The organism is Spiroplasma ixodetis (assembly GCF_059729505.1).
The window spans coordinates 165246-188686 of the sequence record NZ_AP038353.1; the positions used below are offsets into that span (position 1 = coordinate 165246).

Consider the following 23441-nt stretch of genomic DNA (forward strand, 5'->3'; position numbering starts at 1 on the left):
TTATTGAAAAATATTTTCATTTATTATAAATAATGGTACTATACCTTTAACTGTGAAACTGGTTATAAACCAATTAATAGTAAAATAAGTGATTTTGGACAATATGAATTAATTTTAACTGGTAATACTCCAGTTGTTTGTATTTGAAAAAATAGTACAAAAATATATCAAAAAAACAAAGGAATTATTGACCCTATAACTCATAAACCTAGTGGTCAAGATGAATTTTATACAAAACAATATAAAATTGGTGATTATTGAAATGCTTATTTAATTGATGATACAAGTGGTGTTGATTTTAGTAATTTACCAAATAATCAAATATTTAAAACAGTACAAACTAAAAGACAATATACTTTAGTAATGTTTGAAGAACATATTACAATTGATGATTATTTACATTTTTTTGTTTTATTTAATGATGAAAATGAAAATATTGGTGGTAATAGCGGAAAAAATCAAGATAGACAATTATTATATATTTCAAATGTAACAAATTATTATAGTCCTTATAATGCTGCATTTAGTATGCAAGTTTTAACTTTTAGTAGTTTAAATGATAGAGTAATTAGTAGTGGTCAAAATACACTTGATTTTGTACAATATGCAAGCCCGGGTAGTGGTTATGCTTTTCCTACTATTCAAAAAGGAAAAGTAACATTAAATCGTACTTTAATGAAAGATATAGGAGTAAGATATAGTCATAGACAAAGTTATGGATTAGAATTATTATCAAGTTGTTATTATTATGGAAGACCAATAATACAAGGTCAAGAACCAATACAACAAAATAATGAAGAAATATTTGAAAGTAAAGTATTTGCTTCAAGAAGATTATTTATTGCTGGTAATAATGAAAAATATACAACTAATATTAAAAATAATGGTGGTTTACTTGCTGGTATAAATGATAAAATAACAACAAGTAGTCATCCAGAAACAACATTTTATAATATTATGGATGCTAAACCTACTGGATTTACTAATTTTAAAAATTTTACAGAATGATTAAAAACTTCATTAAATTTTCAAGATAATTTATTTGTAACAAAAGATTTTAAAGGTATGCTTTCTTTTGATAAAGATAAAGCAAGATTAAGTAATGGTACATCAGTAGGAGAAGCTAAATTATTTTGAGATAGTGAATGAAATATAAATAATTTAACGGGTAATTATAATGTTGATATGAGTAGTAATTTTAAATATAAAGACCCAGATACACATTTAATTATAGGAAGTCCAACTGTTGATTATAGTAAAATAACACAAAAATATATGTCAACAATATTAAATTTTAATTCAGTTGTATTTAGTCCTTTAATACAAATGCCTTATGATTCAAATCAATGATTACCTTTTGCTTTAAGTGATATTCCTTTAATTGGTAAATTATTAAATGCTTTAACATTAGGTATTTGAAGTAGTTGAGTTATTACTCAAAATGTTCAACAATATAAAAAAATGTTATATTTTAATGGTTTTATGTCAGCATTTTTTACAATTAATTTATAAAGTATTATTGGTAATGGTGGTTTAATTCCCTTAAATGCTTTTACAAATGATAATGATTTTACTATTGGTAAATTATTAGGTGCTAATGTTTCAACAACTGCTATGACTATGAAATTAAGTGATAGAGTAAGTGTTTATCCATGAGACCCTACTACTGGTCAGAAATTAACTATAAAAGAACAAATAAGTACAGTTGATTTATCACAAAAGAAAAATAATAAAGTTTATATTTTAGCAGAAGATACTGAATTTTTAGATATTGCTTCACCATTTACAAATGAAGATAAAGATTGTCAATGAAATCCTACAAGTAATGGAGTTATAATCTTGAAAACTTGCATTTAAACCTTCACTATCAGCAATATTACCAATATCATTTAATTTAATAAGGAAATTATCCCCACATGTACTAGTGTGGAGGAAAAAATGAATTGAAATGAATTCAATAGCATATTTCAAAATGAAAACGATTGTTTGAAATATATAGCGAAGTTGAAAGTAATGAAATGTATCAGGTGTGCTTCTTCTAGTTTGAATGTTTCTGATTTGATAAGAACGAGATGTTTGAAATGTCATCAAACATTTAGTATTCTTCATGACACCATTTTTCACAAGTCACAAACACCTTTGACATCTTGGTTTTATCTCATCTTTAGATGAATAAACACAAATCATGGTATACCATCAACAGATGTTGCAAAAGAATTGGGTGTGACATATAAAACAGCTTGAAGAATGGGTCATGAAATCATAACTATAATTTGGAATAAAGATGCAGGGTTCATTGATGATGGCACAGCACAAATGGATGAAATGTATATTTCACATGTAGGTTTTAAAAAACAAGGAAGATCCTTGCTGAATAAAACCTTGATTGTTGGAGTTTATGAGAAAACCAGCAACAAACTAATTGTGAAAGTATTGAAAAAAGCAGATGAGAAAAACCTTTTATGATTTGCATTGAAACACATTTCTACTTGGTGTTGTCTATTTACGGATTCTTGGAAAGAATATGGAAGTTTCAAAAACTTCTATCACAAACATGAAATCGTAAATAATGAAGTTGGGTATGTGTCATCAACAGGTGTAAACACAAACCAGATTGAATCTGCATGAAAACACATCCGACGAACTTTCCGAACACACATAAAAGCTTCAAAACACAATATTCATTTATATGCAAAAGAAACTGCATATAAATTCAATAAGATACCTAGTTTTGAAACTATAATTTTGTGTTTGATTTAGATACATGCGGGGATAATTTCCTAGATAGGCTTTTATCTCCATTTATGTGATAAAATTTAAAAATAGTACATAAAGGGATAAAAGCCTTTAATAATAATAGGTGTAAATCAGTTTTTAGAATTAGTATAATTTAATCCTAGAGGCTTTTTAATAATCTGTGTATCTTTGTTTTACAAAGTTACTAGTTTAGATTAATTCTATCTTCAAATTTTATCATAAAATGAGCAATTGCTGTATTTCAATTTTGAATGGGCGTTGTTCATTTTTTTGTTATATTTTCAATTGCTAAGTAAAATATTTTGAAAACTGCCATATCATTTGGAAAAACTTTTTTATTTATAATAACTTTTCGTAATTGACTATTAACAGATTCAATATCATTTGTTGTATAAATCACTCTTTTGATTTCTGCAGGATAACTAATAAAAACCATTAAATTATCTCAATTTTTATATCACGATTTAGCAATTTGAGGATATTGTTTATTTCATTTACTTTCAAAATTTTCTAAAGCTTGCATTGCTTGTTCTTCACTACATGCACTATAAATTGGTTTTAAATCTGTAACTAGTGATTTTCTATGTTTGTATGAAACATATTTTAAACTATTTCTAATTTGATGAACTATGCATAATTGATGTTCGGTTTTAGGATAAACTGATTGTATTGCTTCTGACATTCCTGTTAAATTGTCACTACAAGCAATAAGAATATCATTTAAGCCTCGATTTTTCATTTCTGTGAAATTAGATAATCAAAAATTAGAACCTTCATTTTCACTAATTCATAAACCTAAAAAATTTTTTTTACCTTCTAAATCAACTCCTAGTGCTATATAAACTGATTTGTTAATAATTCGTTTATCTTGTCGTACTTTAACTACTATACAATCAAAATAAACAATCGGATAAACACTTTCTAATGGCCGATTTTGTCATGCTTTAACATCATCAATAACATCATAAGTAATTTGACTAATAACACTTTCACTAATATCAGCACCATGATATAACTCTTGTAACTGCATTCTAATATCTGATAAAGTCATGCCTTTGGCATATAATGAAAGAACTTGTTGATCAAAACCATCAAATCTTCTTTGTCTTTTTGCAACTATTACTGGCTCAAAATTACTATTACGATCTCGTGGTACATTAATCTCAATTTTACCTTGTTGGGTTATTAATTTTTTTGAATTTATACCATTGCGAGCATTATCACTATTATTATGTTCATTTTTTTCATATCCTAAATAATTTTGCATTTCAGAATTCAACATTTTTTCAACTAATCTTTTTGTTAATTCTTTATATAAACCTCCCTCTTTAAATACGGTTGTTAAATCCTCAGTATTTTCTAATAATAAATCTACTGCTTTTGATATTGGATCATTATTATTAATATTTTGTTTTTTAGACATACGTAACTCACTCTTTCTAGTTATTTAATTTTATTTACTAGAATTAATTAAACATAGTTATTTTTGTAAGTTACACAGATTACTAAACATTACCTAATCCTAAATATTTATTTGAATATATTGCATTCATATTAAAATTAAAATTAAATGTGATAATTTCATAATCATCTTTAAATTTATCAATATTTTCATATCCATAATCTTTAACATTAATATGTATATAGTTTAAAAATTTACCGATTTCTTGATTTTCTCTTCAATTTGGTTTCATTCTATAGTAATGTATATCTTTACTTGATAATGGTTCAGAAATATTATTATTAATTCCATATTTATTTTGATTACTTAAATCAATAAATATAGAATGCGCTCTCTCTATTATTCGTGCTGGATGAATTGATTGTGGATAATTAAATGGTTGGTTAAATTTAAAAGTATTATTTGCTAAAATAAATGTATTTTGAATTAATCTACTATTATTACTTGCTTTACCAACTGTTTGATAAGTACCACTTCAAATACTAAAATTATCATTAACAGCACCATTTCTATTATCAGGCATACTATAATGTTATTTTAAAATTACTTTTACCTACAACTTTAATATCAATCATATCAATTGCTCATTTTATTATATTTGTATTAGTAAAATCTGGTGGTTGTAATAATGATGTATCAATATCATCTTTTGCTAATAAATTAACTAAATTTTTATTTTTAATATCTAATTGGGCTAAATTTACTGTTTCTTGTACAGTATATCATTAAATGATTGATTATTAATATCAAACCTTGCCATTGATAATTTATCAGTTAAATTAAATGTAAATGATGTCATATGACTTGCTGAACCCAATGCTGATTGAATTGAATCTGGTGTATCATTTCTAAACATATCAAGTGGTATAGGATTACCACTAGGTAGTGTTGAATATAATAATGTTGTATAAAAAGTATAAAATTCAGCAGATATTAAACCATTTATATAATTAAATTGTGGAATTAACAAGTTACTACTTAACTTTGCACCAATATCTAAACTACCAACAAAAGCATTCATAAATGAACCAAATAATGGTATAGTATTAAGATTAATTTTAATAGTTTCTCTAACTTTTAAATGTATTTCGCTAATAGGATTATAAATAAAATAATGTAATGCATTTATAGTATTTAATTGCTTAAATTTATTATTATTCATATTATAATGAGTATTACCAATAAATTTTTTATTATTTTTATTATAATATTGAAAATATGGATTACCAGCAGTTGCATAATTATAATCTTCAATTTCAGCACCATTTAAAAAATTATTATCTCAATAATTTACTAATCTATTTGAAACATCAACTTTATTAGTATTTTTAGTTTTTTCTAAATTAGTAAGTAAATGACTTTCATAATGTTGAGTTGCACCATCATCATATAATGGTAGTACTTCTTTTCTTCATTCTGTATAACCATCCATAGTTGATTGTCCTTGAACAGTTAAAACATAATTAGTTTCTGTTAATGCTTGAAAACTTACTGGGTCATAAGTTGAACATTGATATTCTCAAGGAAATAATAATTTACTTGGAAATTGTCGATATTTATGTTGTTTAGTATTAATAGGATTATTATCAATATCTCTTCCTCTTTTACTGAACCATAAAAAAATATTTGACAATGAGTAACTGGTAATGGTGTTAAATAATTACTATCTAAAATAATATTATTATTTTCATCTAATGCTGGTAATGCAACTGGGTCAGCAAGGGCACCTAATTGTACATATTGATTAATTGCTAATCCACTATGTGCTAATTTATCATTTAATGAACTAAAAGTACATTGAATATATGCTAATTCTTTATTTTTATTATTATAAGTTTTACTAGCAACTTCAAGAATATATCATTGTCTATCAACTTTAATTGATTTATCAGTATTTATAACTTTATTAATTTCTGGAATCATATATAACTTATATAAATTTGAAACAATATTATTAATAAAACTAAAATTCTTGTTTTTCATTTGGAATATTAATAACTACATTTTTAATTGCTTGTTCTTGAATGAAACTATTATCATTGGTAGTTGCTGAATAAGTAATACCTAATTGGTCACTTAAAATATTTCCATAAAATACATCACCAATTTGTAATTGTTTATATGCTTCATCTGGATTATCTTTATTTTGAATAGGATAATGAGAATGGTCTCATACTGCTTGTATTGCTTCTCTTCCAGTAAAGATTTTACTAAATGAAGTATAATCATTAGAAATACTAGTTGGTGGTTTATAGCCAGTTTCTATTGAATTTATAGCACCTAAAATAATAGTAAAAGGACATACACGAAATTGTAAATCTTTATTTTGTGTAAAATCTTTTTCAATTTCCCCAGTTGATTTTCAAACTGTTTTAATTAATTGATGATTTATTTTCGTTATCATTTTTAGTTTCTCCTAAAAAAGTATTATTAAATTCAATTTCTTCTTTTTGATATTTTCTATTTTCATCAATAATTTGTTGTGCTTCTTCTTCACTAACACCATAACGCTTAACAATAATTCTTTTAATATTAGTAATTCCTAATCTTAATTCTGCTTCATCAATTTCAAGTGATTTTAATCTATCTGTAATAGTATTTTCTTTAATTTCAAATGTTCATTTAGATTTATCGCCATCTAATCCCATTAATATAAAACATCTTTGAAATATTTCATTTCAATCACTTTGATTTAAAGTTCTTTTAATTCTTGTAGTTTCCATATCTCTTGAATTAGTAATTAATACTTCTGCTTCAGTTTTTTGACTTGTAGTATCATTTACTGGACTATATCCACTGCCTTCATATGCTTTATCAATAATAAATTGAATAAATTCTGCATATTTATCTAAAACTGGCGCACCCATTATTGTGGGAATTGGTGGTGTACCACTAGTACTTCCTAAACTTCTTAAATTTGTTTGTAAAATCATATCTCCAGTTAATTTTTTAAGTTCACCACCAGATGCTTGAGTATTAGGGTCATCACTTTTAGTCATTGCATTAATTTCTTGAGCAGTAATATCTAAAAAACTAAAAGCAAAATCACCAGTAAATGTAGAAAAAGCCTCATAATTAAAATAAAACATAAAACCTTGAATATAAAAACTTAAAGGTTTATCAATTTCTTCAATTAAATTCAAAACGTAAATTTAAAGGTTTAACTCAATGATTTAAATTATGAATAAGAAGCCGATTTTTTTTACCATATTGAATAAAATTATGATTTAATAATTTTTGTAAACCTTTAATTGCTGTTGTATCTGGATAATAATCACCAATAACTCCACCAAAGAAATTCTTTTTAGGTAAATTTTGCATGAATTTAACTTGAATAATTCCTAAATTATGATTATCTATTAAAGATAATTGTAATTCTTTACTTACTTTTTCTTGTAAACCATCTAAAGTAACAGTATCGCTAGTAAAATATCTAATTATTTGATTTGGAGTATATGTTATCTTAACATAAATACTTTGGTCATCATATTGTATCTTGACCAAGTACTAGCACCTTGTTCAGCTTCTAATACTCTTGCAACTCTTGATTGAGCATATGGTTGAGCAAAATTTAATGATATTCTACCAGTTTTACTTCTATCAATTTGAACAACACTATAACCATAATCATATTTAATATTACAATCTTGATAAAATAATGAATCTAAATTATTTCATTCTTTTAATTTTTAAATTGCTCTTTTATATTCTTCATGTTCACTTGTTAATGTATAACCATTAACCCATAGTAGTTTTGAAGCATGATTAGCAATCATTTCTGTTAAATTAAGCATACATCATTCAGATGATAATAATTCAGTATTATTAGAATTACTAGATATTAATGTTTCATTATTATTCATATGTTACTTCCTTTCAAAATAAGGATTTATATTTGCACTTAAATTTCTAATATACGGCTCAATTGCATAATCAAATGCATCTCTTAAATGGTCATTACCCGCTAATGGTATCTGTTTAATACTTTTAGGGTCTCATGCCAATCTAAATTCATCTAATAATGCTTGTGCATTCATACTAATATTTAAACGTTCTGAAGCCATTAAAGCCACATTTTACCTATTCTAAACTCAAGTCTTAACTTGACACAATCTTTAAAATATAGCCATGAATTAACTTGATATTTAATTGCTGTATCATTTAACATTTCAATAAATGTATAATTACTAAAATCACAATATACAGTTAAACCATATTCAGATAACAAATTATTTTCTTTTGCTAATTTAATATAAAACTCAACTACTAATCTTGCTAATTGTTTATTATCATAAGGTACTAATTTATTTTCTATTTTTAATGAATCAATAACATTAACAAATTTAAAATTATAATCAAAACCTATTAATAAACATGCTAAAGCATCATCTTTAAACCCATAATCTAATCCAGCACTAAATCTATAACTTGGTTGTAATAAACGTGATATCTTATGAATTAAATGTGAATATATTCCACCAGATTCATAACCTACTAAACCATGAATTCTTACTCTTGCAGATATTGGGTCTAATTTTTCTATTTCTAATAATTGTTGTTTATCACTATCTTTTAAATGAGTATTTAATTTTCAATTTTGATAATGATAAATAGTATTATCAATAATAGTAAATTGTTCATATTCATTAATAATTTGTTTTTCATTTTGAGGACAAGCATTTATAGTTTTTTTAATAAATTCATTTAAAATACTTCAAGGATTATAACTTTCAATTTCTAATAATTGATTTGCACCACGAATAGCGTCTTTTAAATCTTGATAATCATTTTCAGTAATTTCATATCTTTCATCACTTCATATAATTACATAATCATATAAATAATTACTTGCTAATCCAGTTAATTTAACATTACTATTATCTTGTGAATGTAAATATTTACAAGTTATTTTACTACCATTAAATTCAATAGTTTTTTTTAGTTTCACTAATAATAAAATTAATACTAGGATATTTTGCTTTAATAATTTGTTTTAATTATTGTCAACTATCATTTAATTGTTTTGACATATTACGAATTAAATAAGCATGAATATTAATATTATCTAACATTAATAAAATACCAAGAAATTCAATATCACTAAATGTTTTACCAGATTTACGACTACCTAATTGTTTAATTTTAGTAATATTTAAAGGTTGTTTTAAATACATTCTTTTAGCAATATCTAATAAATAACCAAAATTACTTAACATTTATTCTTGCCTTTATTTTCTAAACTAATTGCTATAGGGGCAATCTTATCACTACTTTTTTTTATCAATTTTTGTTGATAAATGATATTTATTAACAAATGCTCTTTCTAAATATCATGATGAAGTACCAGCACTTGAAGTTAAATATATTTGTAAATTTAATTGTTAAATTTGAGAATGCGCTCAATTAATTTGTTGTAAAAAAGTATTTCTCTTTTTTTGTTTTCAAGACCTAATAGTACTTTCAGTTATATCTAAATAAATTAACATTACTAATTTTGTAGGAACTTCTTTAAATTCATTACAATGAATAAAATAATTTTCTAATGCTTCTCTTAATTTTGTAGCATCATTAAAAATTGTTCTTATTTTTATTTTTTCGTCTTGCACATAAAAATCTACTTTCATATACTTTAAAAAAAATTTATTCTATAATTAATATAATCTTTAAGTTAAACTTCACAAAAATAAATTATTAACTTTATTAATTACTTCATATACTTTTTTATTTAATTTTTATAATATAATTATAACAAAAAATAGCATTTATAGTGCTATTTTTCAAATTTTTTTAAACAATTAGTACATATAGTTTCAGGATTATCTTTAACTTTAAAACAAATTCCACAAACTTTTTTTCTGTTCATCATTTAAAATATTAAAAATTCCTAATTCTTTTATTTTTTCTTCTTCTTTTTTATTACTAAAATTTTTATTATTTCATAAAATACCCCAACCTAAAACTAAACCAAATATGTTTAATTTAACGAATAAAATAAACACTCCCATAGCATTATTTTTAAGACAATGTCTAATTCCATAGCGTATTAATAAAATTCAAATTACTGCTCTATTATTGCAAAAGATATCCATAATCCTAAATCCATTTTTACTGTTATTTTTATTTTCTATTTATATTTTTTTTATTGTACATTATTTTATTAAAAAAAAAGATAACTAATAAAATTTATCTTTTAAACGTAAATAGAATTTGCAGTTTATTTTATCGTTTTTTAATATTATATTCTAAAAATAAACATTTTTCAACTAATATTTTAATAAATTTGATACAATTTTGAAGTTAAAAAATAAATAGAAATTTGTTAAAAAAATGTTTAGTTTTAAATAATTTCTAAAATCAGAAATCACTAATATTTTAGCAAAATATTTTCAAAAAATCTATGATTATGATGAATATTTTTTCTAAATAGAGATAAAAATCAATATAAAGTTGCTTGAACATTTAATAGAACAGTAAATACTCCAATTGAAATGGATACTTTTAGACAAAGAGTTTATTGAGATACAATTAATAAAAAACATTATTATCCAATTTATGAAGAATTTGGTATTAAAAAAAGAGCAAGAATTACTAATGATTTATATTTTGATATATTAGATAATTTAATTGAAAATTTAATAAGTAAAAAAGGTTATTTTAATATTCAATCATAATTTAAATATACTTCTTTTTCTAAAAATCTTATTTCAAGAATTTTTAAAGAATCAAAAATTGAAAAATGAATACCAGAAGAAAAATTTAAAGTATTACATAATCAAAAATTAAATATATGTGCAGATGATGCTTATATAACTTGTTGAGATGAAAATGTTTTAAAACAGCAATATTGTTGTAGACTTTTAACTTTTAATTTAGTAAGAAAAGAAATTTATTCATATAGAAATAAATTAGAAAAGAAAATAACTTCATTTATGTTATTTAAAACTAATAATGCACCAAAACAAGAAGAATTACATAATTTTACAATGCAAACTATTAATAATCATTATGATATTAAATTAAATATATTTGCTATTAATTGAGAATATAATAATTATAATTTAGTAGTTGCTGGTGATGGTGCATTATGAATTAGAGCAATGGCTAGTTGATTGGGTTGTTATTATATTTTAGATAAATATCATGCTTATAGTTATTTATGAAAATCTTTTGTTAATGTTCGTGGTAAACATCAAAAGAAAGCACTTGATTGAACAAAGTATTTAGATGTAACAACTACTTTTTCAAATGGTAATTATAATGAATTAATTACTATTTTAGAAAATAATCATAATAAAGTTACTAAAAAAACTTATAATTATTTTAAAAATAATGAACAAGGAATAATTAATCAAAATGCTAGTTTAAATATTGGTTGTAGTGCTGAAAGTGATGTTTATCATTTTTTAAAATCTTTAACTAATGGAGCAAAAATATATAATTATCAAACATTAAATAATATGTTAATTGCAAAAGCAAATTATTTAAATGCTAGAAGTTATCTTAATAGTACTTAATAAGTTAAAATTTAATATTTTTAAAACCTAATTTTAAGATTATAATTTTTGTGTTGTTTAAATGTAATTTTGTAATTATATTTTTTAATTTTTTTAAAATTTATGGTACAATTTAAAATAACAAATCATAGAATTTGCAGTTATATTGTTAATGTTACTCATAATTCTAAGGGTTAATCTCATATGTCCTTTGACAACCGCCCAAAAAAGATTAGCAGCCATAAAAGAAGAAGTTAGCAAGATAAGAAATTAAGTAGTAATAGTTGATAGTAAGATCAGAACCGCAGTTAATGATTTAAATAACTTACACAATAATATTAGGATTTTATCCCTTTATGTACTATTTTAAAATTTATCACATAAATGGAGATAAAAGCCTATCTAGGAAATTATCCCCACATGTATCTAAATCAAACACAAAATTATAGTTTCAAAACTAGGTATCTTATTGAATTTATATGCAGCTTCATTTGAATATAAATGAATATTGTGTTTTGAAACTTTTATGTGTGTTCGGAAAGTTCGTCGGATGTGTTTTCATGCAGATTCAATCTGGTTTGTGTTTACACCTGTTGATGACACATACCCAACTTCATGATTTACGATTTCATGTTTGTGATAGAAGTTTTTGAAACTTCCATATCCCTTTTAATAATCCGTAAATAGACAACACCCAGTAGAAATGTGTTTCAATGCAAATCATAAAAGTTTTTTCTCATCTGCTTTTTTCAATACTTTCACAATTAGTTTGTTGCTGGTTTTCTCATAAACTCCAACAATCAAGGTTTTATTCACCAAGGAAGATCCTTGTTGAATAAAACCTACATGTGAAAGATAAATTTCATCTATCTGTTCTGTGCCATCATCAATGAACCCTGCATCTTGATTCCAAATTCTAGTTCTGATTTCATGACCCATTCTTCAAGCTGTTTTATATGTCACACCCAATTCCCTTGCAACATCTGTTGATGGTATACCATGCTTTGTGTTTATTCATCTAAAGATGAGATAAAACCAAGATGTCAAAGGTGTTTGTGACATATAAAACATCTTATTATTCTCAAATCAGAAACATTCAAACTAGAAGAAAAACACCTGATACATTTCATTACTTTCAACTTCGCTATATATTTCAAACAATCGTTTTATGCTATTGAATTCATTTCAATTCATTTTTTCCTCCACACTAGTACATGCGGGGATAATTTCCTAATATTATTAATCTTTTACAAATTAAAAAAGAAGAATGGGAAACATTAAGTAATCATACAAATTTAAATGTTCAATTTCAAAATAAACGAGTAATAGAAAAATTAAAATTAGATATTGAACAACTTAATAAACAAGTAATTAACATTAAATATAAAATTTTTAAATTAAGTGACCAAAAAGTAGAAAATTCATGGTTTTATAATGATTATATAACTTTTATTAGATATTATGATCTAGTTATCGAAGATACACCTTCAGATATGAAAAAATATTTGTATTGAGATAAAAACTATCAAATTATTAAAAATAAGTTAAAAATATATAATGGTTATGATAATTTTGATGATTATAAAACAATGTCTTTAAATAAAATTAATAATATTAAAGACATTGACATTGAAGATTGTAAAAAATCTTTAGTATAATTATCAAAAACAAAATTTAAAAAACTTAGTTGATGACAAAAAATAATAAATAAAATATCTTGAACATGAAAAAAAACAAAAATAGCTATTAAGACAGTTAAAGAAAATAATACAAAAAAATTTGGAACTTTAATTGCAAATTTAAATGATAATAAAAGATTAATAGAAGAAATAAATATACCTTGTCAAACACAAAGTATACCAGAAGTATTACCAACATCTGAGCCTTGAGATGAATGAATAATTGAAAAAAAACCTAAATTATCAGGTTCAAATAGTACTAATATTGCGATAAGTTCACTTTCTTCTGAATTTGAAGAAAATGATTATTCTATTATTGATATCGATAAAATATTAAGAGAACTTAATAGTTATAGTTTTGCACAGTATAGTGATTTAGAAAGCAGTACTGAATCATCTCGTCAAGAATTTAATCATTGTCTTACTAGAACAGCATCTAGTGATAGTGGCATTTGTTCTGGTCAGATTACTCCTAAACCAGTTAGCACAAATCTTTTTGATGATGAAAGCGATGATGAAGAACTTGCTGGTAATACTATTAATGAATCTAATAATTTAGTAAATACTGTACCATTACCATCCAAATCAATTCCAAAATTAAATTTTTCTTAATTGATAATTAATTTTATATTTTTCTTTATAATTTATATGATACGATGTAATCATATAAGTAAAAGAAACGGGTGTATATTATATGTTAACTGCTGGTATCGTTGGTTTACCTAATGTAGGTAAATCAACATTATTTAAAGCCATAACCAATTCACAAGTATTAATTGAAAATTATCCTTTCGCTACTATAAAACCAAATATTGGTAGCGTTCCAGTCAATGATTCAAGAATTTTAAATTTAATAAAAATTTTTAATCCACAAAAAGTTGTACCAACAATTTTAGAATTACATGATATTGCTGGACTTGTCAAAGGCGCTAGTAAAGATGAAGGATTAGGTAATCAATTTCTTGCCAATATTAGAACGGTTGATGCAATATGCGAAGTTATTCGTTGTTTTGATGATATTAATGTTACTCATGTTGAAAATAAAATTGATCCAATTAATGATTTTGAAATTATTGAATCGGAATTAATGTTAGCTGATCAAGAAGTAATAAGTAAACGAAAAGAAAAAGTTCGTAAAAAATCGCAAATAACTAGAGATAAACAAGGTATTACTGAGGTAGCTTTATTAGAAAAAATTAATAATGAATTAAACAATGGTATTGCTATTCGCAATCAAAAGTTAAGTTCAGAAGAATTACTAATGATTAAACCTTATAATTTTTTAACTGCTAAACCAATAATTGTTATTGCTAATATTAATGAAAAAGATTTAATAACTAAAACCAATAAATATGTTGAACAATTACAACAATATATGAGCAAAAAAAATATTACTGTAATTGTTGTTTGTGCTAAGACAGAATGTGAACTTTCTGAATTAGAAGCAGAAGAAAAAAAAGAAATATTTAAAGAGTTAAATATTTTTGAATCAGGAATTGATCAAATTGTATTAGCAACTTATAAACTATTAAATTTAGGTACTTATTTTACTGTTGGACGCAAAGAAGTTCATGCTTGAACTTTTATTAAAGGAATGAAAGCACCAGAGTGTGCTGCTATCATTCATACAGATTTCATGAAAGGTTTTATTAGGCTTAAAGTTTATAATTATCAAGATATAGAATTATTGGGTAGTGAAAAAAATGTTCAGGAAAAGGGAAAAATGAGAGTTGAAGGTAAAAATTATATAGTTGAAGATGGTGATATTTGTCATTTCCTTTTTAATGTTTAGTTTTAAGATAATATTAATTATAAAAAGGTTATAGTTTTGCTATAATTAATTTGAAAATATACTAGCAAGAAAGGAAAAAAAATATTATGTTAAAAAGTAATTTACAAAATCCTGATTCTGACATTCAAGAAAACAATTATGTTCCAAATAAAAAAACTAAAAAGTTTGATGTTCTTAATAAAATAAAAGTTTCAAGAGGTTTACTTTTTTGATCACCAATTGTGCAAATTATTGGTAGTATTGCTTTTTTAATACTATTAATAGTTAATGCATTTGTTGAGCAAAAAATGGGGTTTGAATTTAGTAAACTACAATTAGCTTTATCATTATCATATGTTGGAATTGCAATTTTAGTCAGTATTATTTGTTTTATGATACCAGCAAAGAAACTTAAAAAGAAATCTTCATTTAGAATTACTGCTATTTCAACATTAATATTATCAACATTAATATTAAGCGGTAGTCTATTTTTTTGATCAATACCAGTATTATTATTTTTTTCATTAATATCATTAATTGTATGAATATGTGAAGTAGTAGCAGCGATTATTTTAATTTTAGTAGTTGAAGAATTGCCTAATGAAAAATAAAGTAGGTGAAAATAATGAAAATTAAAGATTTAGATAATATTAAAAACAAAGAAACATGTTTTATTCCATATGAACAAAAGACTAAAAATGCATATTTTGTTTATTTGACAATATCAATAGTTCTTTTTTTATCAGTTTTTATTTTTTCATTATTTGCTGCTATTAATGTATCAAAATATAAATTATATAATGTAAAACTTACTGATTTTAATTATCCTATTTTTAATTTATTTTATTCACCAATTGTTTGTTTAATTGCAATTACTGTAAGTATGATTTTATTAATATTTGCTCCTAGAGTAAGTATTGTCTCTTCAAAGTATAGCAGTAGAATGTTTTATACTGCTTTTTGATTATTAATTCTTAGTGTAATGTTAAGTTCAGAAGCACAATTAACTTATATTTCACAATCTGGAATATTATATAATGAAAATTATCATTGAATTAATCCAATTATTGCAATAATATTTATTATTTTTAGTCTTTTTTTAATTTTGATTACACAACTATTTTTTTGAATTATGCGTAGAAAGTTTACATTTATGAACTCAGATTATGAAATTTATACCACTAGAAGTATTAAAAAAAAACAAAGACGAATTAGAAAACAAGAATTAAAAAAAATTAAAAAACAAGAAAAGAAATTTAGTAAAAAAAACTTTGAATATTAAATAAGGGGGGCAGATTTATGAGAATTCGTAATTGGTGGTTTATTAGTTTTTATTTATTATTAAGCACATTTATTATTTATGAATTATTTTTTTTAATTGCTTTGTCAAAAAATACAGTTTTAAAAGATTTATATTATTATGGTTTTGAAATTGCAGAAACTTCACCAAGTTTTAATCCTTCAAGTTATACTGCAGTTTATTATTTACCAGTAATAGGTTTGATTGTAAGTAGTTTTGGGTTGATAAGTTGTATTTTTACGGAAAGAGTTTTTCTTGAAAAATCTCCTCGTTTTAAATTTGTATTTTTAGTTGTAAACTTTATAATTTTTGTTGTTGGATTTTTAATAAGTTTTTCTGGTCAATTGCTTTATTGTGAATGAAGTAATGATAGTGCACAAATAATACCTAATAAGGGTGGAACAATTGAAACACCAAGTTTTTATTATCGAAATTGAATTTCTTCAACAATTGTTTGATCAATTTTTGGTTTTTATTTTGCATTACTTGTTGCAGCAGTTATTTTATTACTTAAATTAAATTTAATTAATGTTCAAACATATGACTTTTATCGTCAACGTATTGAACAAGCAATTGAATTTGAACCAGAATTAAAACAACCATTACCAAGTTCTAATGAATTTGATCCAAATGATACACAGACTATTACAATTTTTCTTGATGAAGAAGTAAATGAAAAATTACAATAAACTAATCGTAAAAAAATAATAAAATCCTCTAAAAATAATAAAAAAAAATTAAATTCTAAAAAAAAGAATAATAAAGTAGAAAAAAAGTTAGTAAGATTAAAAAATCTTAAATTTAATAAAGATGGTGAAAAAATGAAAATTCGTGTACGATATGCACCTAGTCCTACTGGGTATTTACATATTGGTGGTGCTAGAACAGCATTATTTAATTATTTATTTGCAAAAAATAACAAAGGAGATTTTATAGTTAGAATTGAAGATACTGATTTAGAACGTAATATTGAAGATGGAATTAGTTCACAATTAGATAATTTACGTTGAATGGGAATAATTCCTGATGAAACTATTGATTTATCAGGTAAATATGGTCCTTATAAACAAACTGAACGTTTAAATATATATATTCAACATGCATTAATACTAATAAAAGAAAAAAAAGCATATTATTGTTTTTGTACACCTCAATATCTAGAAGAAATGCGTAAGAAACAAGCAGATAAAAATATTTTAGCTTTCCAGTATGATGGAACATGTTCAAAATTAGAGCAGTCTGTAATTGAAGAAAATTTACAAAATAAAATTTCATATGCTATTAGAGTTAAAATTACCACTAATAAAAGTTATAAAATTAAAGATTTAGTTCGTGGTAATGTTGAATTTAATTCAGTAGACTTAGGAGATTATATTATTATTAAATCAAATGGAGTGGCCACTTATAATTTCGCTGTTGTTATTGATGATCATTTAATGGAAATAAGTCATGTTTTTCGTGGTGAAGAACATTTGTCAAATACACCAAAACAATTAGTTATTTATGATTATTTTAATTGGAAAATGCCAATTTTTGCCCACTTAACATTAATTGTTAATAATAAACGTAAAAAATTATCAAAACGTGATGGTAGCATTATCCAATTTATTCATCAATATCGTAAAGAAGGATATTTACCAGAAGCAATTTTTAATTTTATTGCTTTATTAGGATGAAGTTCGCATGAAGAAAAAGAAATTTATACTAAAGAACAATTAATTAAATTATTTACCCCAAAATATTTAAGTAAAGCACCAAGCATGTTTGATCAAGAAAAATTAGTGTGAATGAATAATTATTATATTAAAAGATTAAATGTTGAACAATACTTAGCTTTAGTAACACCTTTTATTAAAGAAAAATATAATTGAAATAGCAAAACTATTGAATGATGAAAAGAAGTATTATTAATTTATCAATCACAGTTAGAATATGGTAGTCAAATTAATGAATTGGTAAGTTTATTTTTTAAAAATAATTTTAAGGTAGATATACAAGCAAAGACTTTTTTGAATGATAATGAATGTAACTTAGTTTGTACAACATTTATTAAAAAGATTATTGATTGTAAAAATTGAACTAGTGATAATATTAAAAACATTATTAATGAAGTTAAAAAAGAAACTAATGTTAACGGCAAATTATTATTTATGCCAATTAGAATTATTACGACAGGACAAATGCATGGACTTGATTTAGTTAGCACCATTAAACTATTAGGTTATGATACCATTATTAATAATGTGAAATTAAATTTTAAATATTAAAAAAAATAATTATTATTACTTATATAGAAAATATAATATTTACTTTTGTTATAAATAAAAATTATAAAATTGTTCTTTTTACTCAAAATAATTATTAAAATAGAAGAAAAATTTTATATTATGTTACTATTAAAATAAAAAATTAATAATACCTAAAATTTATAAGATATTAATGAGAGGTTAAAATTTATGTCAAGCAATAATTATAAAGTAACTTTTATTCGTGACGCTATACACAAAAATATTAATATCAGCGAACCCGTTATTCAGGCGTTAATATCTTGTAAAGAATTTCAAAGATTAAGATGAATTAATCAACTTGGTGGTGTGCAAATTGCTTTTCCTAATGCAACTCATACTAGATATGTTCATAGTATCGGTGTTTATCATATATTAAATCGTGTTCTTAGTGAAGTTGAAAGTTCTTCTTTATTAACTAAAGAGGAAAAAATAAACATTAAAATTGCTGGTTTATTACATGATTTAGGACACGGTCCTTTTTCACACACTTTTGAAAAAGTCATAAACATTAATGTTAATAAAAAAGAAAATTTTACTCATGAAGATTATACTTGTGCTATTATTAATGATAATAGTACTGAAATTAACATGATTTTAAAACAATTTAATATTAATATTAATGCTATTATTGGTATCCTTAAGAAGGATTATAAAAATTATCCTAAATATCAAATTCAATTGGTATCATCGCAATTAGATTGTGATCGTATTGATTATTTAATGCGTGATGGATATTTTACAGGAGTTGGTTATGGAAGTATTGATATTGATTGAATTATTACAAATATGATAATTGATATTAAAGAGGGTTTAGTTTTTTCATACAAAGCAATTTCTGCTATTGAAAATTATTTAATCACAAGGTTCCATATGTATTCTCAAGTTTATTATCATAAAAGTGGAATTCTTTTTGATCTTAATTTACAAAAATTATTTTCAAGAATAACTCAATTATATTTTGATAAAACTTATTCATTTAAAGTCAATATTCATGATTTTATTGCTATTTTTGAGGGAAAAAGCGTTGAAATACAAACATATTTAAATTGAACAGATGCTACTTTAATTAAATTAATGCAAGATATTATTAATTTTGAAAAAGATAATGAGTTAGTAAAAATATCAAAAGTAATTTTATTTTGTTTTAACTGAGAAAATGAATTGTTATTATTAACAAGTCAAAATAACACTAATGTTATTGGGGTTAAACAAGATTTAAAAAATGTACTTTATTATTTTAAAAAAGATCCAATTATTATTAAAACAAAAAACGAAGAGTATATTACTTTAGAAAAAATCTCACAAATTTTGCAAGATCCAATTAAAGCACCAAATACAATTTATTTTTTAAAAAAGAAATAGAAATTTAAAAGTGTTATAAAATGAGGTAATTATGAAAATTTTAAAATCAATTAATAAAGTTTTTGAGTATCCAAATATTTTAGATTTAACGCCAGGAGATTTTTACTTAAATTCATATGAGTATCACTTAGCAACGCAAGAATTAATAGTGATATTGGGCGTATTAATTAATAAAGAAAAAATTGAAAATGCTATTAAAACTTTAAATTTTACTTGAATAAATTTTAAAGAAAAAGTAATAGTTTATTTTTCTATTTTTGCTTACCTTATAATAGGTAATGAATATAATGATTTAAAATCAGTTAAAATAAATCAAATTAAATTTAAAGATAATACGTTAAAAATTAAATTTAAAGAAACATTACTTACAATGATTAATAAGTTTCCAAGAACTTTGCATTTAACTAATATTTTGGGTAATGATAATGATCGCGCTAATATGTATGCAGTTAACGCTATTTTAAATATTAAAAAAGGGATTGGATATGATAATTTTCATATTACTCTTTTTTCAGTATATCAATCGTTAGAATTAAAACTAAAGCATTGTTTAAGAAAATATATTCAAGTTGAACCTTCAGCTAGTAAGAAAAAATTTAATTTTCATAATTTAATACGATTGATTAAATTAATTAGTACTACAAGAGTTGAAAGTGAGGAAATGAGTAAAATATTATTAAATTTAAGAGAACGTTTGCGCTATTTTGAACAAATTAATCCTGGTGGTCAAGCAGCAAGATATGAAGCTGAGATAAATCATAATTATTTTCATAATTTAAATTCGTATATAATTAATGAACAAGAATTACTAAGTAATTTTGTCAAGGCTTTAAGTTTATTACAAGAATTATATTTAAAATTAATAGAATTATATAAAGATGATAATACTAAAGTTAAAATTCAAAAAAAAATTGATTTAGAATTAGTTAAAGTTTCAGGAATTAAGATCGAAGATGATCCAAAAAAAATTAATGATAAATTAAGAAATGTAATGGATAATCAAATTTTTGGTAACTATCAAGAATTAATTGATTTAAATTACAATGATGTTTCTATTTTGGAATTTTTAATCAGAATTGGATTTATACAGTATGTTAATGATACAATTGAGCAACTTTTATAAAAAAGTATTTATTTTTATTTTTTTATATGATATAAATTAAATTTATGAGTATAATATTTTAGATATTGAAAGGGGTCTGAACTGTGTACAGTTATGTTATTAATGAACTCACTACTATTATTCTTGATGCAGTAGCATTTGCAAATTATGAAATAGAATTGAATCAAGTTGTTATTGAAATTAATAAAAATAATGACTTAGGTGATTATTCTACATCAATAGCAATGATATTAGCAAAAAAATATAAACAAAAACCATTAGACATTGCTGAAATTATAGTTAAAAATATTCATCAGAAACACCCATTAATTAAAAAAATTGATTATATTACTCCTGGTTTTATTAATATTAATATTAATGTTGAAGTATTTAGTTTGTTATTAATGAAAATTATTAATGAGAAATCATTATATGGTCAATCTAATAAAAAAAATATTACTTATAATATTGAATTTATTAGTGCTAATCCAACCGGACTTTTACATTTAGGACATGCAAGAAATGCGGCTATTGGTGATAGTTTAGCTAATATATTAGAACATAGAGGATATAATATAGTTAGAGAATACTATATTAATGATGCTGGTAATCAAATTAATGTTTTGGCCAATTCAATTTTCATAAATTATCAAAATCTTTCTGGCAATGCTGTTGAATTACCAAAAGAAAGTTATCGTGGTTCTGAAATTTTAACTGCTGCACAATCATTTTTGAAATTAAATGGTAATAAATTTGCAAATAAACCTTTTGATGAAACCTCTTCTTTAATTTTTAAAGAATTTGGTATTAATTATATGCTTTCAGAAATTAAAAAAGATTTAAAAAAATTTAAAGTTAAAATTAATATTTGATTTTCTGAATCATTTTTATATAAAGAAAATATTATTTCTAATTTAATCAAACAATTTGAAATGCAAGGCAATACTTATCAACTTGGTGGTGCTATTTTTTTAAAAACTACTTTATTTGAAGATGATAAAGATCGTGTAATTGTTAAGAAAGACAAAACTTATACATATATGCTTCCTGACTTGGCTTATCATTATATTAAATTTCAACGTAGTGATGTGTTAATTAATATTTGAGGAGCAGATCATTATGGCTATATTCCACGAATTAAAGCAGGATTATATATCATTAATAATGATGCCACTAAACTTGATATTTTATGTATGCAAATGGTAAAGGTTATTTATAATGGCAAAGAACAAAAAATGTCAAAAAGAGCAGGAACATCAATAACTTTAAGACATATGATAGATTTAATTGGAAAGGATGCTTTACGTTATTTTTTAGTATCAAGATCAGTTGAATCACATCTTGATATTGATTTAGCACTTGCTAAACAACAATCTAACGAAAATCCTGTTTATTATGCTCAATATGTTCATGCACGTATAAATCAAATTATAGAGAATTATCCAAAATTTGAAATTGCAAATAGTATTAATTTATTAACAGAACAAAAGGAAAAAGAATTATTGATTACATTAGATGAATATATAATTATTTTGCAAAAAATTGAAAAACAGCATCAACCGCATTTACTTACAAATTATATTCAGAAATTAGCTAAGTTATTTCATTCTTATTATAATAAACATAAAGTTATTAGTGAAGATCAACAATTAACAATTCAACGATTAACATTAGTTTTAGCAATAAAACAAATAATGGCCAATGCTTTAAATTTAATTGGTGTGGATGCGCCTAAAAAGATGTAAAAAATATATTTTTTATTATTTATAATATACAATTTAGAAGGTGATTAAGAAATGCAAAACAAACAAACATTAGTAGAAGTAGCATATAGTTTTTTATGCAAAAAGAAAAAAAGCAGTTTTAATGAAATTTGAACACATGTTAAAAAACAATGTAATGTTTCTAAAGAAGATGAAGAAAAAATTGCTGGTGAACTTTATACTGGAATTATTTTAAATACCAATTTTTTCTTAAAAAATGATAAACTTTGATATCCACGTAATGAAGTCTCATTAGAGGAAATTAAAGAACATATGACAAGAGTAGAAATTCCAAGTAATACAAAAGACGAAATTGATAGTACTGAAACAGTTACAGATAATGATGAAACTATAGATTTAAGTGAAGGCGTAGAAGATGAAGATGATGATTTAGATACCATTAGTATTAAACCATTAGAAGATAGTTATGATGATGAATAATAATGATATTATTAATTAATATT

The 23441-nt window shown here is 23.4% G+C and carries 31 protein-coding genes; 15 read left to right on the top strand and 16 right to left on the bottom strand.

Translation table 4 applies throughout. The annotated features are described in order from the left end of the window. The first annotated feature begins 363 nt into the window (after positions 1 to 363). The 3 genes from AC6I4F_RS01130 (at position 364) to AC6I4F_RS01140 (ending at position 2760) form a co-directional block, all read left to right on the top strand. Complete coding sequence (locus tag AC6I4F_RS01130; protein WP_497873999.1) at positions 364 to 1512, top strand: hypothetical protein; 1149 nt, start codon at positions 364 to 366, stop codon at positions 1510 to 1512. A gap of 102 nt (positions 1513 to 1614) precedes the next feature. Next, positions 1615 to 1857, top strand: coding sequence for a hypothetical protein (locus tag AC6I4F_RS01135; protein WP_497874000.1), 243 nt, complete (start codon positions 1615 to 1617; stop codon positions 1855 to 1857). An 81-nt stretch (positions 1858 to 1938) separates the two neighbouring features. After that, positions 1939 to 2760, top strand: a complete 822-nt coding sequence (locus AC6I4F_RS01140) for an IS1595 family transposase (RefSeq protein WP_497874001.1) — start codon at positions 1939 to 1941, stop codon at positions 2758 to 2760. Between the two features lie 181 nt (positions 2761 to 2941). On the opposite strand, the gene AC6I4F_RS01145 is transcribed toward AC6I4F_RS01140, so the two are convergent. The 12 genes from AC6I4F_RS01145 to AC6I4F_RS01200 all read right to left on the bottom strand — a co-directional run bounded on the left by AC6I4F_RS01145 (position 2942) and on the right by AC6I4F_RS01200 (position 10308). Further along, entirely contained in the window at positions 2942 to 4180 is a 1239-nt protein-coding gene (locus tag AC6I4F_RS01145; protein WP_497874002.1) for an IS256 family transposase, read from the bottom strand. An 82-nt stretch (positions 4181 to 4262) separates the two neighbouring features. Next, positions 4263 to 4742, bottom strand: a complete 480-nt coding sequence (locus AC6I4F_RS01150) for a hypothetical protein (RefSeq protein WP_497874003.1) — start codon at positions 4740 to 4742, stop codon at positions 4263 to 4265. A 177-nt stretch (positions 4743 to 4919) separates the two neighbouring features. Next, complete coding sequence (locus AC6I4F_RS01155; protein WP_497874004.1) at positions 4920 to 5852, bottom strand: hypothetical protein; 933 nt, start codon at positions 5850 to 5852, stop codon at positions 4920 to 4922. Positions 5853 to 6182: 330 nt separating this feature from the next. Next, positions 6183 to 6623 (bottom strand): hypothetical protein, encoded by a 441-nt coding sequence (locus AC6I4F_RS01160; RefSeq protein ID WP_497874005.1) that lies wholly within the window; start codon positions 6621 to 6623, stop codon positions 6183 to 6185. Beyond that, on the bottom strand, positions 6592 to 7362 hold the full coding sequence (locus AC6I4F_RS01165; RefSeq protein ID WP_497874006.1) for a hypothetical protein: 771 nt from the start codon (positions 7360 to 7362) through the stop codon (positions 6592 to 6594). Before AC6I4F_RS01165 ends, AC6I4F_RS01160 begins: the two co-directional genes overlap by 32 nt. Beyond that, positions 7337 to 7723 carry a hypothetical protein gene (locus tag AC6I4F_RS01170; protein WP_497874007.1) on the bottom strand — a complete coding sequence of 129 codons (387 nt, stop codon included), beginning with the start codon at positions 7721 to 7723 and terminating at the stop codon, positions 7337 to 7339. Before AC6I4F_RS01170 ends, AC6I4F_RS01165 begins: the two co-directional genes overlap by 26 nt. Positions 7724 to 7908: 185 nt before the next feature. Continuing rightward, entirely contained in the window at positions 7909 to 8082 is a 174-nt protein-coding gene (locus AC6I4F_RS01175; RefSeq protein ID WP_497874008.1) for a hypothetical protein, read from the bottom strand. Positions 8083 to 8085: 3 nt separating this feature from the next. Continuing rightward, positions 8086 to 8283 (bottom strand): hypothetical protein, encoded by a 198-nt coding sequence (locus tag AC6I4F_RS01180; RefSeq protein ID WP_497874009.1) that lies wholly within the window; start codon positions 8281 to 8283, stop codon positions 8086 to 8088. Continuing rightward, complete coding sequence (locus tag AC6I4F_RS01185) at positions 8283 to 9167, bottom strand: phage terminase large subunit (RefSeq protein WP_497874010.1); 885 nt, start codon at positions 9165 to 9167, stop codon at positions 8283 to 8285. The genes AC6I4F_RS01180 and AC6I4F_RS01185 overlap by 1 nt, the downstream gene beginning before the upstream one ends. Positions 9168 to 9216: 49 nt before the next feature. After that, complete coding sequence (locus AC6I4F_RS01190; protein ID WP_497874011.1) at positions 9217 to 9435, bottom strand: hypothetical protein; 219 nt, start codon at positions 9433 to 9435, stop codon at positions 9217 to 9219. Positions 9436 to 9600: 165 nt separating this feature from the next. Further along, positions 9601 to 9843, bottom strand: coding sequence for a hypothetical protein (locus AC6I4F_RS01195; protein ID WP_497874012.1), 243 nt, complete (start codon positions 9841 to 9843; stop codon positions 9601 to 9603). A 204-nt stretch (positions 9844 to 10047) separates the two neighbouring features. Continuing rightward, the gene (locus tag AC6I4F_RS01200) at positions 10048 to 10308 is read right to left on the bottom strand and encodes a hypothetical protein (RefSeq protein ID WP_497874013.1); all 261 of its coding nucleotides are present in this window, start codon (positions 10306 to 10308) and stop codon (positions 10048 to 10050) included. Positions 10309 to 10707: 399 nt separating this feature from the next. On the opposite strand from AC6I4F_RS01200, the gene AC6I4F_RS01205 reads away from it, so the two are divergent. Next, positions 10708 to 10890 carry a hypothetical protein gene (locus AC6I4F_RS01205; protein ID WP_497874014.1) on the top strand — a complete coding sequence of 61 codons (183 nt, stop codon included), beginning with the start codon at positions 10708 to 10710 and terminating at the stop codon, positions 10888 to 10890. A gap of 258 nt (positions 10891 to 11148) precedes the next feature. Continuing rightward, on the top strand, positions 11149 to 11733 hold the full coding sequence (locus AC6I4F_RS01210; RefSeq protein WP_497874015.1) for a UPF0236 family transposase-like protein: 585 nt from the start codon (positions 11149 to 11151) through the stop codon (positions 11731 to 11733). Between the two features lie 405 nt (positions 11734 to 12138). Here AC6I4F_RS01210 and AC6I4F_RS01215 read toward each other — a convergent pair whose 3' ends face one another. The 3 genes from AC6I4F_RS01215 to AC6I4F_RS01225 all read right to left on the bottom strand — a co-directional run bounded on the left by AC6I4F_RS01215 (position 12139) and on the right by AC6I4F_RS01225 (position 12869). Then, positions 12139 to 12315, bottom strand: coding sequence for a hypothetical protein (locus AC6I4F_RS01215; RefSeq protein ID WP_497874016.1), 177 nt, complete (start codon positions 12313 to 12315; stop codon positions 12139 to 12141). A 66-nt stretch (positions 12316 to 12381) separates the two neighbouring features. Continuing rightward, on the bottom strand, positions 12382 to 12774 hold the full coding sequence (locus AC6I4F_RS01220) for a hypothetical protein (RefSeq protein ID WP_497874017.1): 393 nt from the start codon (positions 12772 to 12774) through the stop codon (positions 12382 to 12384). Beyond that, complete coding sequence (locus tag AC6I4F_RS01225) at positions 12723 to 12869, bottom strand: hypothetical protein (RefSeq protein ID WP_497874018.1); 147 nt, start codon at positions 12867 to 12869, stop codon at positions 12723 to 12725. Before AC6I4F_RS01225 ends, AC6I4F_RS01220 begins: the two co-directional genes overlap by 52 nt. 336 nt (positions 12870 to 13205) lie before the next feature. Here AC6I4F_RS01225 and AC6I4F_RS01230 point away from each other — a divergent pair, with 336 nt between their 5' ends. Beyond that, on the top strand, positions 13206 to 13370 hold the full coding sequence (locus tag AC6I4F_RS01230; protein ID WP_497874019.1) for a hypothetical protein: 165 nt from the start codon (positions 13206 to 13208) through the stop codon (positions 13368 to 13370). Positions 13371 to 13741: 371 nt separating this feature from the next. Here AC6I4F_RS01230 and AC6I4F_RS01235 read toward each other — a convergent pair whose 3' ends face one another. Beyond that, the gene (locus AC6I4F_RS01235) at positions 13742 to 13975 is read right to left on the bottom strand and encodes a hypothetical protein (RefSeq protein WP_497874020.1); all 234 of its coding nucleotides are present in this window, start codon (positions 13973 to 13975) and stop codon (positions 13742 to 13744) included. 110 nt (positions 13976 to 14085) lie between these two features. On the opposite strand from AC6I4F_RS01235, the gene ychF reads away from it, so the two are divergent. From ychF to rpoE, 9 genes are all read left to right on the top strand, one after another. Continuing rightward, on the top strand, positions 14086 to 15183 hold the full coding sequence (gene ychF, locus AC6I4F_RS01240) for a redox-regulated ATPase YchF (protein WP_497874021.1): 1098 nt from the start codon (positions 14086 to 14088) through the stop codon (positions 15181 to 15183). A gap of 86 nt (positions 15184 to 15269) precedes the next feature. Continuing rightward, positions 15270 to 15773, top strand: coding sequence for a hypothetical protein (locus tag AC6I4F_RS01245; protein ID WP_497874022.1), 504 nt, complete (start codon positions 15270 to 15272; stop codon positions 15771 to 15773). Between the two features lie 14 nt (positions 15774 to 15787). Further along, positions 15788 to 16444, top strand: coding sequence for a hypothetical protein (locus AC6I4F_RS01250; RefSeq protein WP_497874023.1), 657 nt, complete (start codon positions 15788 to 15790; stop codon positions 16442 to 16444). Between the two features lie 17 nt (positions 16445 to 16461). After that, positions 16462 to 17151 carry a hypothetical protein gene (locus AC6I4F_RS01255; protein WP_497874024.1) on the top strand — a complete coding sequence of 230 codons (690 nt, stop codon included), beginning with the start codon at positions 16462 to 16464 and terminating at the stop codon, positions 17149 to 17151. A gap of 132 nt (positions 17152 to 17283) precedes the next feature. Next, positions 17284 to 18729 (top strand): glutamate--tRNA ligase, encoded by a 1446-nt coding sequence (gene gltX / locus AC6I4F_RS01260; protein WP_497874025.1) that lies wholly within the window; start codon positions 17284 to 17286, stop codon positions 18727 to 18729. A 189-nt stretch (positions 18730 to 18918) separates the two neighbouring features. Continuing rightward, positions 18919 to 20112 carry an HD domain-containing protein gene (locus AC6I4F_RS01265; protein ID WP_497874026.1) on the top strand — a complete coding sequence of 398 codons (1194 nt, stop codon included), beginning with the start codon at positions 18919 to 18921 and terminating at the stop codon, positions 20110 to 20112. A 31-nt stretch (positions 20113 to 20143) separates the two neighbouring features. Continuing rightward, a complete protein-coding gene (locus AC6I4F_RS01270; RefSeq protein WP_497874027.1) occupies positions 20144 to 21235 on the top strand; it encodes a HEPN domain-containing protein in 1092 nt (363 codons plus the stop codon). A gap of 83 nt (positions 21236 to 21318) precedes the next feature. Further along, positions 21319 to 22959, top strand: coding sequence for an arginine--tRNA ligase (argS, locus tag AC6I4F_RS01275; RefSeq protein ID WP_497874028.1), 1641 nt, complete (start codon positions 21319 to 21321; stop codon positions 22957 to 22959). A gap of 51 nt (positions 22960 to 23010) precedes the next feature. Continuing rightward, positions 23011 to 23418: a DNA-directed RNA polymerase subunit delta gene (gene rpoE, locus AC6I4F_RS01280; RefSeq protein ID WP_497874029.1), complete on the top strand. Its 408-nt coding sequence runs from the start codon at positions 23011 to 23013 to the stop codon at positions 23416 to 23418. The last annotated feature ends 23 nt before the right edge of the window (positions 23419 to 23441 follow it).